Origin of the sequence: Xylella taiwanensis, from assembly GCF_013177435.1 — a bacterium.
Taxonomy (GTDB): domain Bacteria; phylum Pseudomonadota; class Gammaproteobacteria; order Xanthomonadales; family Xanthomonadaceae; genus Xylella; species Xylella taiwanensis.
The window spans coordinates 1911485-1925801 of sequence record NZ_CP053627.1; the positions used below are offsets into that span (position 1 = coordinate 1911485).

Genomic DNA, 14317 nt, shown 5'->3' on the forward strand with positions numbered 1-14317 from the left:
GAACCAATCCGCATACCAGTAAGCGCTCAAGGTCCAACAGCACGCCAAGTTGCTCTTAGCATGCATAGGAGAAGATCACTCATCCCACTTCACGACCTTTCCGGAGTTAGACACCGTTTGCAGCTGCAGCGGCAATATCCCATCGACTGCAAACATAACGATCACAAGCAGAAACAGGTATAAACCGTTTTAATACATCGTCTTCAATCATCATTCGGATTGGATTTCGCGTTTCCACGTGCCTAAAAAGTTCGCCGCCTTCTGGCATCCATCGCACAATAAAGCGTATCTATCTATACAAAACTGTGACATCACTGAATTGAGTGCATCATACGTTGAGTCAACGTGAAAATGGCGCAAAGATCCAATTCAACCGAGTGTCCTCCACACGAGCAGTACATGAACACAGGAGTCCATGAAACCTAATAATCGTCATTGCACATGACTTTTCATACAGCTATCAGCACTCCCATGACCATCCCACACGGTACACGCATAAACAGGGGTCAGTATGCAGCACGCTCTATCCCCAACACACCTTGATCACCAATAACTAACGGCATACCCAGCAGATACATCTGTTCATAAAAATGCCAAATGCCATCCTCAGCACACACCAATACTTGGCGTGACTTCACTGCGTTACACACTTCCAGGACTGTTACAAACACTACAAGACTGTAGCGAATCTTCTAATGCAAAGAATTTAAATCGATAAAATAAAACAACACCGAAATATCCCCCAGGTTGGATCAACCTACACTCTGATGCTCACTGGATGACAACCGGTCACAGATATGCGATCTGTTTGTCCATCTATCGATCAATCTACTTAATCACTGGCCTCGTCGCATTACATGAATTTACTGCATAAAGACAGAGAGCACATATTTCATGGTGACAGGACAGCAGCGCCTCTCAACCAACGACTAGGCCATCACTTCAAGCGCAAAACCAACTAAGGAATAGAGAACACACCACCGTCATTCAGCACTTATGACACATCTAACACACACAGCCTTTCCTCTCAATCGTACCGTCAAACATCACATAGCCCCCCTGACTCTACACGTTGGCCCAGTAGTCGTATTGGCCTCATCAAGTATCCCCTCATTACTCAAGTGACCAGAATTCAACAATATTTAGCAGGCACACGGCTATATACACAACTCCAACAGCAACTCAGTAGCGCCTAGATTCATCGCAACTAAGAGATGTTGCCTGCAATGCAATCACAGCTGCAAGCAACCCATCACACAACATTGACACACTCTACTAAACGAGGCCCTCATGCTGTTGCGCGGCTCGCTCGGTAGACCGTGGTGACCACATACCATTCCCAATGGTCCATTAGGCGGGCCCCTTTGGCACAGCAATAGCACAGTCGAAACGGTTGACACAGTTCTCGACCGACCGACTGCAAACCACACCAGAAACGCTTCTTCCTCTAAAAAATATAGACGACACACAATCGCTGGCCAAACACATTGCAATACACCCAATAAGCGCAGCTCGGCCATACATCAACAACATGATCACCCAGATTCTGTTGACATTCGCAAGCATTGACGTACTGCGTGTTGCACGAACAACTCAAATCAAGATCGTCGTTACCCTGCTGAATAAAGGCGGTATGCTTCGCAAAGCAGGCAATCTGTGGTCCAACAACAGTCAGCGGTCGCGGGTTTCCCACAAGCATCCGTGGTGAGATGTGCCACAAGAATCAAGTCACTGGCACGCCGTGTGCATACACGTTTCCCGATAACAGCAACATGATGTTTAGGAGGATGTCGCGCTCGGGATAACAAGCCAGAAGCAAGTCCAAGACATCCCAATCGACCCAACGATCATACGTACACACCAGCATACCGAGGCCTCAAAAATAACCGTCCACGTCAGGGCTCAGACAGTTTAAGTCCCAGGCTGCCTCTGGTAGTAGACACTTTATGAATGCCGATACGCTTGACCGTTACCGCAGGACAGGGTTGACACAACAGGCATACAAATGCAATCACGATCGAGCCCTTATTCAACCGTATCAAACATTTCCGTTGAGTCCCCACACATGATGCAAAACTCGCCAGCAGTCATCCATCTTGTGTTACCTCATCTACCTGTGCATTTGGACCATGCGTAAAAATGTGAACCAGACGCAGAAGACTGAACGAAATGATCGCACATATCAGCATGCACCAAGGCTCCATGCCACGCCAACGCTCAAAGATCACACCGTGGTAGACGAAGCTACAACAGATGCACCCAGCCGTGCACCTAAAAACACCAGCAACAAACCAAACAGTAGAGTGATGCACAAATAAAGACCGACCATCAGCGAGCGGTCGGAACGGACAAACACTAAACACTCCATCATCAGAGACGAGAACGTTGTTAGCCCACCAATCAGGCCAACGATCAGCAACATCCGCCAGGGCCAACTCGCCGATCCCCGTGCATCCAACCATATCAGCAGGAAGCCTGCGACGAACGAACCAATCAGGTTCACTGCTAGAGTTCCCCAAGGGAATCCAGCACCAAAGCGCTGTAGTAAAGAGCTACCAATAACAAAACGCAGCCCGGCACCGAACGCACCACCCACCATCGCAAGCAACAGCGACTGCCACCACACAACAGTATTCATGCCGCACCTCGCACGCCTGCCGCAACAATGCGGAGGAAGATGATGGCAATTTCCAGCATCACATTCTCCAATTGGACATAATCCCGGGGAAAGGACAGGAAGAAACAAACACAATCAGCACGCAACCTAGCCACAAACGGTTTGAGGAGGGATGCCATCTTCTAGGCACGCGGCGGCTGTAGCTTATCCGCTTGAGCCTGGGCACGCGCTGCACGCAGCCTGTCTAACTTCTCCTTAAGCTTGATCTCCAGACCGCGGGGTACCGGTTGGTAGTAAACCCGCTCTCCCAGAGCATCGGGGAAACAGGTCTGGTCCAACGCAACACCGCTCTCAGCATCATGATCATACTGATACTCGATACCGTACCCGAGACTTTTCATTAGTCCGGTTGGTGCGTTGCGCAGATGTAGTGGAACATCCTGGGTCCCCGTCTGACGAACCTCTGCTTTGGCCACATTGAACGCAACATAGCCAGCATTAGATTTTGCAGTGCTTGCCAAGTAAAGCACCAATTGCGCGAACGCCAGCTCGCCCTCCGGGCTACCCAACCGCTCATAGATCTCCCAAGCTTCCAAAGCCATCGACTGTGCACGCGGATCAGCCAAACCGATATCCTCGATCGCCATGCGAGTCAATCGCCGCGCCAAGTAGATAGGATCACAACCACCATCCAGCATACGCATCAACCAATACAACGCCGCATCCGGGTTGGAATTGCGCACGCTCTTGTGCAACGCGGAAATCTGGTCATAAAACTGGTCCCCCCGTTTGTCGAAGCGCCGGGTACGGTCGGCAAGCACCTGCGAAAGCACGTCAGCGGTCATCTGCCCATCCTCGTCCTGGACAAGCTCAACAGCAATCTCCAACAAGGTGAGAGCACGACGCACGTCGCCATCGGCAGCCTTGGCAATCTCCAACAGAGAAGCTTCTGAAACTTCGATCCGCTGCCCACCCAAACCTCGCTCCGTATCCTGCAGCGCCCGCTGCAATGCCTCGACGATATCCTGTGACGACACTGCTTCCAACACGTGTACGCGGCAACGTGACAGTAACGCCGAGTTCAATTCGAACGATGGATTCTCTGTAGTGGCGCCAACGAAAATAATGGTGCCACGCTCGATATACGGCAGGAACGCATCCTGCTGCATCTTGTTAAAACGATGCACCTCGTCCACGAACAAGACGGTGCGACGTCCTTCGGAAAAACGCTGGGTAGCCTCAGCCAACATCTGACGCACCTCCAGCAATCCCGAAAGAACGGCCGAGACTGCATGAAATTCTGCATCAATGTACTGCGCTAACAGCAGTGACAACGTCGTCTTGCCGCACCCCGGCGGTCCCCACAGAATCATGGAATACACATGTCCAGAAGCCAGTGCTCGATACAACGCACGATCCGGAGCAAGCAAACGCTTCTGTCCTACCATCTCATTCAGAGTACGAGGACGCATACGCTCGGCCAGTGGCTGCAAGAGATGAGCCACACTGAGCAGATCAGCCTGAAGAGTCGTGGAGCGATGTCGTGTCACTCCTCATTGTATCGTGAGCAAGACGAAGGTCGGCACGTACAGGCGAATATCAAAACGGCTGCCAACGGACCTTGCTCTCAGTCAACCTTTCCCTCTTGAGAATCCAGCAAATAGGCATCCGATCACCGATCACCGATCACCGATCACCGATCACCGATCACCGATCACCGATCACCGATCACATCAACATTCTTACCTGGTGTGAAACGAAACGTGTCAACAGCCAGCACAGGATTACGCTGCCAGCCACTGAACGCAATGACGGTACGCTGCCCAAGGGTGTCGACAACTTCCATTCTCACCAACTCGGCCTGAGTAAAACCAAACGAAGCACTCTGGAAGCTGGCCTCGGTACCCGCTCGTGGGGTCAACGACAACCATCGCAAGCCATCGCGCAAGGTAACCTCCTCGCTCACATCGTACTTGCGATCTAGTTGAGTCGGATCGATTAATGCGATCAGCGGGCTATTGCGCTCCTCATCCCCCTGAAAACGCACACTGGCCTGGTTCAGATCGGGATCGAATAGCCAAACACGCTTACCATCAGCCACGACCAGTTGTTTGTAGGGCGTATTACATTCCCAACGGAGCAAATTGGGTAACGACAAAGCAACGGTACCGATGGAGTGCTCCTTGACTTTGCCCTGAGTATCAATGACTTCCTGAGAGAAGTGGCCCTGCAAGGTCTTCAATCCACGAGTAAAGGCGCTCAAATCACCACGGGCCCCCGCACACACAGGACCTGAAACCAACGCGACAGCAAAAACAACATAACGGAAATGAGAAAACATCGGCATCATCCAGGAATGGAAAGCTTGGATTGTGACGGCTCCTGGATAAATTAGGCGAATACTCATGTTGCGGCTCGCTCCACTCCATGTACCCTTTGCAACGCTCGGTTCCACCAACCGCCGCCCTGAGCCTGAAACAACGTAGTAGCATCGGGCAAGCACACGACCTGTGCCACGCATACCTGCTGCCAAATCAGTTCGCTGGCTGTGAGCGTCCCCTGATCCACATCGCCCAGCGCCAGCAACGGCGAGGGCTTACGAGCAGATTCGATGCCTGTAAACGTATCGGCAACGCTCCGTAACATAACCAAAACTCCGCAGTACCGTGTCGTAACCTGACGGTACGGGGCCTCTGCAGCGTGCTGCCGAGGTTTCAACGGAAAAGTGCTGCAGTGCGGCTGGAGACCAGACTCCAGAAACCACTCCCGTGCCACCACAGTCCACAGCACTATCAAACAAGGTACTCATGGCGATGTTCGGCAAGCGTGCCACTTCTACAACAGCGACTGCAACACCGGCCACAGTAGTTCAACATCAGCGATACGCACATCCGGCCACTGTGCGAGCAGCAGCACCGAAAAACTCAACAACAGTGCCCGCGACAAACGCAGCACCTCCCCAATAACCCGTCACTCAGCCAGTAGCAGCGGCGCATGTCCAATCAATACCACAACAATCAGACTTTGTTCTCGAATCAATTAACAGCGCCGTGCCAGCAGCTCCTGATGGTTTTTCTCACACTGGGTAAGCTGCACCGCCACTTCGGTCAGTAGAACATCCCACAACATTTGGTACTGACACCACGTATCCAACAATGGTTGCTATAAAGCGACAATCCGCCCGGTGACATCCATCTGTACATGCAGTGCGGCTTAAGTCACCACTGCATCAACCAACTTGGTGTGGCCAGGATCAGCCGTACCACCTCGCCTTGGAAGCGCTGCGTGTCGATCCATACCAACAACATGTTGACCTGGCATTGATTGCCTCACCAGAGAACCACAACACCGTTCGCATTCATTTGTAATGCTGTACAAGGTGGCATACAACGCCGCACCACTCGCAACAACGTCAGTAAGAAGGGAGGAATCATGGAGTAACCGTCGTATACGCTCGGCTATACAGTGCATCACATCAGCGACGCACGCTTCTTAAGCCAGGATTGCAAACGCAAGAACGATGACGATGACGAAGGCGAAACTGGATAACCGATTGGGCGTTGTTTAAACGCTCCACAGATACTGAAATAAACATTGATATCGCCCCTCCTCACATCACCAAGATGCAGATGCGTAGCCAATCCAAACCCTGAAATCAAGCTTCAATGCGCTGCGGTCTGTACCCGCCGCAAATCACCATATAGGACCTGCTCACGGAAACCACGGCGTACCTGCTGGTAAAGCTGGCGAAACGCCTGATAGTCCCCCGGTAAACAGAGCTTCTCAGGACCATGCAACGCCACATGGCGCAACCGGTGCATCGCCGTGATAGTCTGCCCGTCACGATGCCATTCCACGTTGTACTCCCCGGCACGATTGCGAAAACGGTGGCTCCCAGGGATCGCAATGATCGGTACGTCCGCCGGAAAACGCAGTACATAAGTCTCCTCATGCAAACTTTCATTGCAATAAAACGGCGTCAGATTGGTCTCAGCTGGCGTGTTGGTATAGATATTACGCATCGAGTCAGCACCCGGCATGTACGGCAGCGCCAAACCTCCGGCCATCGAAAAATCAATATAATCCCGCGCCCAAAAGCGATAGCGGTAACTGAATGGGGACTGCAGATCCTGTGACATACCCAGTAACTCCAGCATGCCATCGCCATCAAAACCAGACTGAGCCAGGATGTTCTCCTCAATGCGTCGCCGATTCTGTGCATTGAGCTCGACAAACATCGCGCGGGTAGCAATTTCTCCATCCGGACCCAGATCCAGCATCGTCTCTCCATTCAAACTGCCATCCTGCGCAAAACGGTATTCAGTGCGCACCACGTAGGTATTAGCCCACACATCATGGGGAGGTGTGCGAGTCACATGGCCGTCGGCGGTATGCACTACCGGTACCCCAAGGTCACTCGCCGGCAACTGACCGAAGCGCGCGTAAGGATTTGTCGAGTCGAGGTAGAGCTTAAATTCCGGTACATAGGTGATGGCATGGTTGAAACGACCGAGTACCGCAATCGGTGGCAGTGTCGGTCCGCCATCGGCACCGATCAGCACAGGTGTACTTTGGATACCTTTAGCTGCGAGCAGTGCCTCAAGAATGACTGCATGATCCTTGCAATCACCGTAATGCTGCTCGAGGATGACATTAGCCCTATTTGGCTCTAAACCGCCGTTACCAAGGTAAACCGCAACGTAACGGATGTTACGCGCTACCCAGTTGTACAGTGCAGCTGCCTGTGCGCGGCGCTCGGGAATGCCGGCAGTAATCTGATCAGCCAAAGCACGCACCCGCGGCGTGACCGCAGCCGCTTTACCTGCTTTGACATCGTAAGCATGGCCCAACTGCGACCAATCCTTGAAGGTGCTCACCATGACCGTCGGGCTGAATTCCCACAGGGCGGCACTCCAAGTCTGACTCTGCAACGGAACATTACGCCGGTAACGCCACTCCCACCGAGCTTGGTCACCCTGAAGACGCGGGCGGGTGGACCCATGCACACCCCGCACCCAGACGTGCATCGGCAACTTGCGCGGCGCACGTAACGTCACCACTGCATCGTCATACCGCGTAAACACACTGAAGGTTTCCCAAAATCCGAAATAATCTGGAAAGTACGGCGTCAGTTGGGTCCGCCGGACGCGATACACCACGTGCGCACCCGGCGCCAAATTGGGGAATACCACGACTTTGACTTTATAGTCGGCGTACATTGCCGCAGAGGCACTGGAATAGCTCTCCTGGGTGTAGATCTTTGCCGCAGCCACATCCTGGCGGATGCCCGCCGCAGTGATCGTATATGCTTCCAAGATCTCTAACTTCTGCATCTTCTCACTGTAGCCGAGGCGCACTTGGCTAAATTGCTCGACCGCAGCTTGGGTGTTGAGCCGGATATCGTAGTCGTTGGTCTCCACGCTGCCCGCATCGGCCCGCACTTCGTAATCGGCACGGTAACGCAGGTAGCTAAAGTTACCGTCAGTTTGAGCAGCAGGGGGTACGTTCCTCGCATAAGCAACCGTCACAGTGCACATGAGACTCAGCAGAAAAACAAACAACAGACGCATCATGATTGGCAATCCGATTCAAGCAGTAGGGACGGTGCTGCCACTCAGATGAGATCAGCACCCACTGAAAGATCCTCATGAACAAATCCCACAAGGGTGCCATAAACACCTGATTTAATGGAAACCCAGGTGAGAATTAAATAACTTGTTATGAGACCCCTTAGCGCGGTGGTGGAGACAACACGGTGCGATCACCATTATGCTCAGGCGGGCTGACTACGCCTGCGGCTTCCATCGCTTCAATCAGGCGTGCAGCTCGGTTGTAACCGATCCTCAGTCGCCGCTGCACGCTGGAGATGGAAGCACGACGCGTCTCGGTAACGATACGCAAGGCTTCATCGTACAACGGATCGGTCTCATCACCTCCTCCGCTGCCTCCCTCCGGCAGACCAGCAGGACCAATCACCGCGCCATCATCCATGGTCTGGATCTCGTCAAGCACGCCGTCTACATATTGGACTGGAGCACTAGCCTTTAAGTACTCAACCACACGGTGTACCTCGTCATCGCTGACGAAAGCACCATGCACGCGATCCGGCATTGCTGTACCAGGCGGCAGATACAGCATGTCACCATGGCCAAGCAAAGTCTCGGCACCAGACTGATCCAGGATCGTGCGCGAGTCGATCTTCGAGCTGACCTGAAACGCAATACGTGTTGGGATGTTAGCCTTAATCAAACCGGTAATCACATCTACCGAGGGGCGCTGAGTGGCAAGAATCAGATGGATACCAGCCGCACGCGCCTTCTGCGCTAAGCGCGCGATCAACTCCTCGACCTTCTTACCGACAATCATCATCATGTCGGCAAATTCATCAATGAAAATGACGATAAACGGCAACCTCTCCAGTGGCCGCGGTACCTCACTCAGGTCCGAGTTGGGCTTAAAGAGTGGGTCCATCAATGGCTGACCAGCCTCTTCGGCATCCTTAACCTTCTTGTTGAAGCCGGCCAGATTACGTACGCCAACCACGCTCATCAACTTATAACGGCGCTCCATTTCAGCCACACACCAGCGCAAGCCGTTAGCAGCCTCCTTCATGTCGGTCACTACTGGTGCCAGTAGATGCGGGATGCCTTGATAGACACTCAGCTCAAGCATTTTGGGATCGATCATCAACATCCGCAGATCGTTGTGCGAAGCTTTGAACAACAGGCTCAACACCATCGCATTGACAGCCACCGATTTACCTGAGCCCGTGGTACCAGCAACTAATAGGTGCGGCATCCGCGCTAAGTCGGCGACCGTCGGTCGACCAGCAATGTTCTTACCCAACGCCAGCGTCAACGGACTCGGCGACTTGTCGTATTCCTTGGAACGTAGCAGCTCAGATAGGAAGATCATTTCGCGGCTGACGTTGGGGATCTCCAGTCCAATCACTGATTTTCCGGGGATCACGTCAACCACACGTACCGACTTGACAGATAACCCGCGTGCAATGTCCTTATCCAGCGAGCTGATCTGGCTCACCTTAACACCTCGTGCCGGCTCAATCTCGAAGCGGGTAATCACTGGCCCCGGATAGGCGCCCACCACCTGCACATCAATGCGAAAATCCTTGAACTTCAATTCGATCTGACGGGATAGCGTCTCCAGCGTCTCCTCGGAATAACCCTTGATCTGCGGCTTGGGATTATCCAGCAATGCCAGTGACGGCAAGTTAGAACCATTCTTATTGACCCCGAGGAACATCGGTATCTGAGTATCGCGCTTGGCGCGCTCGCTCTTCTCCACTATAGGTTCCGAAGGTAATTCGATCTTCATCGGATCACGCTTGGCACGCTGTATCGCATCAACTTTGCGCCCTTCTTCACGCTCCTCGCGCAACGCACGCGCCTGTTGCCATTCGTCGGCATGGCGCTTGCTCTTCTGCAGTAGCGGTGGAACTGCAAGTGCAGCGCGACCAATTCGCTCCATCACTGCAAACCAAGACAATCCGGTAGCCAACGTCACCGAAACTAACAGCAACATCAAGATGAACAGGTTAGTCCCGAACGCGCCAAAGCCTGCTTGCAGTGAATTGCACACCTGCCTGCCAAGAATGCCTCCAGCACGCGCCACATCACTCTGAAACAAGTGCAGATGCAGTAAACCAGTGGCTGCAATCAAAAAACCAACGATGCCAATCAAACGCAGCGCAGGCTCCAAGTCCCCCTCTACTTGATCCTCTCGGTCACTGCCAAACAGTGCGATCCAAGTAACAACGCCCAATGCCAGTGGTAGCAAAAAAGCAACGAAACCACATAATTGGAACAGGACGTCCGCAATCCAGGCGCCTGCTCTTCCACCTACGTTGTGTACGATCACGCTACCGCTCTGCGACCAAGCCGGATCATCCTTGGAGTAGGTAAACAAACTCGCCATGAGGTACAACAGTATCGGTGCGATCATGATCAACGCCAGATCCCGCCAGAGTTTCTGTCGCTTCAGTCTATGACCATCCACACTCCATGCCTTGCGTACGGAAGGTTTACTCACAGTGGGCTTGCTGCGCTCGGGAACTTGTTTTGCCACCTGTTGCCAAACCTTAGGAGTGCCGCATTAGTAATTGATAATAAATGACATTGAATTTGGTTTCAGCTGCATGCATATAGATGCGCAACCGGGTATAGTCACGGGGTTCGTGATCAGCTGAAGCTGACCATGCACACAGAGTCTTGCACTTCTAGCACTTCTAGCAACTCGGCTTGATTCGCCGACAAAAGGGCACCACTCTATGGCGAGAACCAAAGCTGGCAATCCACGGCGATCTTCTCTGCCAATGATCCTTAATTAAGCAAGTATACATGAGCGATTCTTCTGCCTCTGCCAAACACTCACGCCTATGCATCCTGGGCTCTGGCCCAGCTGGCTGGACCGCCGCTGTCTACGCGGCCCGTGCAAACCTGCAGCCGGTATTAATCACCGGCCTACAACAGGGTGGTCAACTGATGACCACCACCGAAGTCGATAACTGGCCCGGTGACACGCACGGTCTGATGGGACCAGACCTGATGGCACGGATGCAGGCCCATGCCGAACGCTTCGACACCGAAGTCATTTTCGACCACATTCATAAAGCCGACCTCTCCAAACGTCCGTTCACCCTTTTCGGCGACAGCGGCGTCTATACCTGCGATGGGCTGATCATCGCCACAGGCGCCACCGCCAAATACCTAGGCATACCGTCCGAGGAAGCATTCAAAGGTCGAGGGGTGTCGGCCTGTGCCACGTGTGACGGCTTTTTCTACCGCGACCAGGACGTGGCGGTGATAGGTGGTGGTAACACCGCCGTCGAGGAGACGTTATATCTGTCTAATATCGCCCGTAAGGTTTACTTAATCCATCGCCGTGACAGCCTACGGGCCGAAAAGATCATGCAGAACAAATTGTTCGTGAAGGCTGCAACCGGCAAGATAGAATTGGTCTGGAACTACACGGTCGAGGAGGTACTCGGCAACGATACTGGTGTCACTGGGATACGGATCCGATCCACACAGGACAGCAGCACCCGAGACATCGACGCACGTGGCCTCTTCGTGGCCATCGGGCACCATCCCAACACTGATCTGTTCAAAGGTCAACTTAGGATGAACAACGGCTACCTACAGATTCATTCAGGTATAGAAGGCAACGTCACCCAAACTTCGGTAGCGGGAGTATTCGCTGCAGGTGACGTTGCTGACCAACACTACCGCCAAGCAATCACCTCTGCTGGATTTGGCTGCATGGCCGCTCTGGACGCGGAGCGGTTCCTTGATAAAAGCACCTGACCCGCTCGAGTACAACCTGAGCAATGCAGGTAAAAACAACTGAGGCCCATGACCATTTCATACTGGAAACGCCATGCGGAATAGGTCACCGATAACTCCACGTAGCACTGTCCTTCCCCCATTTAGGTAGCAGCAACACACCACCGACCTCAAATAAAATCACCAACCAAGGCTGCAGCGGCTCAGTCGGCCACCCTCGCGATATCCGCAACACTTCAACGCAGGCACGGGCTGCCCCTTAATCACTGGCCTTGATCATAATGGACTATAGCTCATCTACCCACGACACCACATCACATGCGACTTGGCGATCGATCCAGGACTGTGCAGGGGAGCTCTCCGTTCATTAGCATGTTTTTGTTCTCGGTCATCGACCTAATCACGCTGGGTATCAACTTCTACAATAACGGCATCCAAACGATGTTGTTCACCGCCGGAACATGATGACGAACTTGGAGGTACGCTGGCTCAATGCGCTGGACCAGGTTGCAGCCAATACTTGGGACTCACTGCACGACCACACCAACCCCTTTCTAACACATGCCTTCCTATGCGGTCTGGAGCAGTATGGCTGCCTACGTCCATCCTGGGGTTGGCAACCACTCCACCTCACCCTCTGGGACAACAGCACCCTAGTCGCCGCCGCACCAGGCTATCTGAAGCACAACTCACACGGTGAGTTTATGTTCGATCATGCCTGGGCAAATGCCTATGCGCTTCAAAAACAAGCCTACTACCCGAAGTGGTTGTGCGGTATACCTTATTGTCCAGTCACCGGCCCCCGCTTATTAACACGCGATACGGCGAAGCGTCAGGCTCTACTCACAGCAATACAGGCTCGGGTCACACAAGACAATCTTTCCTCAGCTCATATCAATTTTCATACCGCTGAGGAGGAGGCCGCATTTGGAGCCACCAATGACAGTTGGCTGGCCCGAAGCAACGTGCAGTACCATTGGTGCAACAGTGCAGACTGGGCCGATTTCGACACATTCCTAGCCACGATGGACCACAAGCACCGCAAGAACATCCGACAGGAACGAGCAAAAATCGCACGCACCGGAGTGCACGTCCACTGCATACATGGCGACGAAGCAACCCCTATCGAGCTGCAAGCGATGCATCGCTTCTATTTGAATACCTTCCATCAATACGGCAATGCACCAGCCTTGACCCTGCAATTCCTTACGCATCTAGCAAAGACGATACCGCGGCAGCTGGTGCTGTTCATGGCCAAACTTAACGGCAAGCTGATCGGCGGTGCGCTGTGCTTGCGCGGTGCAAAGACGCTGTACGGTCGTCATTGGGGTGGCGCAGCATTGCCGGGGCTGCACTTCGAGACTTGCTACTACCAGGGCATTGATTACTGCCTACGCGAGGGGTTGACCCGCTTCGAGCCAGGTGCCCAAGGCACGCACAAGATCGCACGCGGCTTTCTACCAACCGAGGTGCATAGCCGACATTGGATCGCCGATCCTCGCTTCCGAACGCCACTGGCAGACTGGTGTGCGCAGGAACGCATCGCAGTCACACGCCAGATACGCGAACTGGTTGCACATTCACCGTTCCGTAGAGACTGAACGATCACTCGTGCATCTATACCCCTATCTGCTCTCCCCCTCACCAGATACACCATTCCCACCGGCCGAACACGCCCTGCGCGAACCAAACGGGCTACTTGCAGTCGGCGGTGACCTGACCCCCCAACGTTTGCTCGCCGCTTATGGAGGCGGGATCTTTCCTTGGTTCACCGAAGAACAACCACTGCTGTGGTGGTCGCCCGATCCTCGCACCGTGTTTCGTAGTGACAGCATACATTTGAGCAGACGCTTCCGCCGCAGCCTACGCACTTCAACCTGGACAGTGCGCGCTGACAGTATGTTCGCCGCGGTGATCGACGCCTGTGCATGTACTTCACGCCGAGGCCAAGATGGTACTTGGATCACTGCGAATATGCGTGAAGCCTACCTGACGTTACACCGACTTGGGTATGCTCATTCGGTTGAAGTATTTGATGGCATCATGCTCGTTGGCGGCCTTTATGGCGTGGCGCTTGGACACATGTTTTTTGGCGAAAGTATGTTCAGTACTCGCAACGGTGCTTCCAAGATCGCTCTCGCCAGCCTTGCAAATTTCTTACACACACACAACATGCCACTCATTGATGCCCAAGTGGAGAACCAGCACTTGCTGAACCTGGGTGCCGAACGCTGGCCACGCAATGACTTTCTGGCACATGTGCGCCGCTTGGTCACAGAAACCGGATTACCTACCTGTTGGAATACGCTGTTCGGCGAGCACTTAAGTAGAGATCTCGCATGAGCCCCCTACTTCACTCATCACGTTAAACGAAATCTTTTGCGCCGTGTCGAGATAG

The 14317-nt window shown here is 53.3% G+C and carries 11 protein-coding genes; 3 read left to right on the forward strand and 8 right to left on the reverse strand.

Translation table 11 applies throughout. The annotated features are described in order from the left end of the window. Positions 1–506: 506 nt before the first annotated feature. From PLS229_RS08215 to PLS229_RS08250, 8 genes are all read right to left on the reverse strand, one after another. Positions 507–671 carry a hypothetical protein gene (locus tag PLS229_RS08215; RefSeq protein ID WP_160165209.1) on the reverse strand — a complete coding sequence of 55 codons (165 nt, stop codon included), beginning with the start codon at positions 669–671 and terminating at the stop codon, positions 507–509. A 1052-nt stretch (positions 672–1723) separates the two neighbouring features. After that, positions 1724–1867 carry a hypothetical protein gene (locus PLS229_RS08220; RefSeq protein WP_160165210.1) on the reverse strand — a complete coding sequence of 48 codons (144 nt, stop codon included), beginning with the start codon at positions 1865–1867 and terminating at the stop codon, positions 1724–1726. Positions 1868–2224: 357 nt separating this feature from the next. Continuing rightward, positions 2225–2638 carry a fluoride efflux transporter CrcB gene (gene crcB / locus PLS229_RS08225; RefSeq protein ID WP_038272195.1) on the reverse strand — a complete coding sequence of 138 codons (414 nt, stop codon included), beginning with the start codon at positions 2636–2638 and terminating at the stop codon, positions 2225–2227. A 161-nt stretch (positions 2639–2799) separates the two neighbouring features. Next, positions 2800–4089, reverse strand: coding sequence for a replication-associated recombination protein A (locus PLS229_RS08230; RefSeq protein WP_201745741.1), 1290 nt, complete (start codon positions 4087–4089; stop codon positions 2800–2802). A gap of 242 nt (positions 4090–4331) precedes the next feature. Beyond that, the gene (lolA, locus tag PLS229_RS08235) at positions 4332–4958 is read right to left on the reverse strand and encodes an outer membrane lipoprotein periplasmic chaperone LolA (RefSeq protein WP_038272259.1); all 627 of its coding nucleotides are present in this window, start codon (positions 4956–4958) and stop codon (positions 4332–4334) included. A 62-nt stretch (positions 4959–5020) separates the two neighbouring features. Beyond that, entirely contained in the window at positions 5021–5263 is a 243-nt protein-coding gene (locus PLS229_RS08240) for a hypothetical protein (RefSeq protein WP_038272200.1), read from the reverse strand. A gap of 1016 nt (positions 5264–6279) precedes the next feature. Further along, positions 6280–8190, reverse strand: coding sequence for a DUF3857 domain-containing transglutaminase family protein (locus tag PLS229_RS08245; protein WP_038272202.1), 1911 nt, complete (start codon positions 8188–8190; stop codon positions 6280–6282). Between the two features lie 157 nt (positions 8191–8347). After that, positions 8348–10702, reverse strand: a complete 2355-nt coding sequence (locus tag PLS229_RS08250; RefSeq protein ID WP_038272204.1) for a DNA translocase FtsK — start codon at positions 10700–10702, stop codon at positions 8348–8350. Positions 10703–10974: 272 nt separating this feature from the next. On the opposite strand from PLS229_RS08250, the gene trxB reads away from it, so the two are divergent. The 3 genes from trxB to aat all read left to right on the forward strand — a co-directional run bounded on the left by trxB (position 10975) and on the right by aat (position 14262). Then, positions 10975–11940 (forward strand): thioredoxin-disulfide reductase, encoded by a 966-nt coding sequence (trxB, locus tag PLS229_RS08255; protein ID WP_038272206.1) that lies wholly within the window; start codon positions 10975–10977, stop codon positions 11938–11940. Between the two features lie 443 nt (positions 11941–12383). Then, positions 12384–13520, forward strand: a complete 1137-nt coding sequence (locus PLS229_RS08260) for a GNAT family N-acetyltransferase (protein WP_038272208.1) — start codon at positions 12384–12386, stop codon at positions 13518–13520. Positions 13521–13530: 10 nt separating this feature from the next. After that, positions 13531–14262 (forward strand): leucyl/phenylalanyl-tRNA--protein transferase, encoded by a 732-nt coding sequence (aat, locus tag PLS229_RS08265; RefSeq protein WP_038272210.1) that lies wholly within the window; start codon positions 13531–13533, stop codon positions 14260–14262. Positions 14263–14317 lie beyond the last annotated feature (55 nt).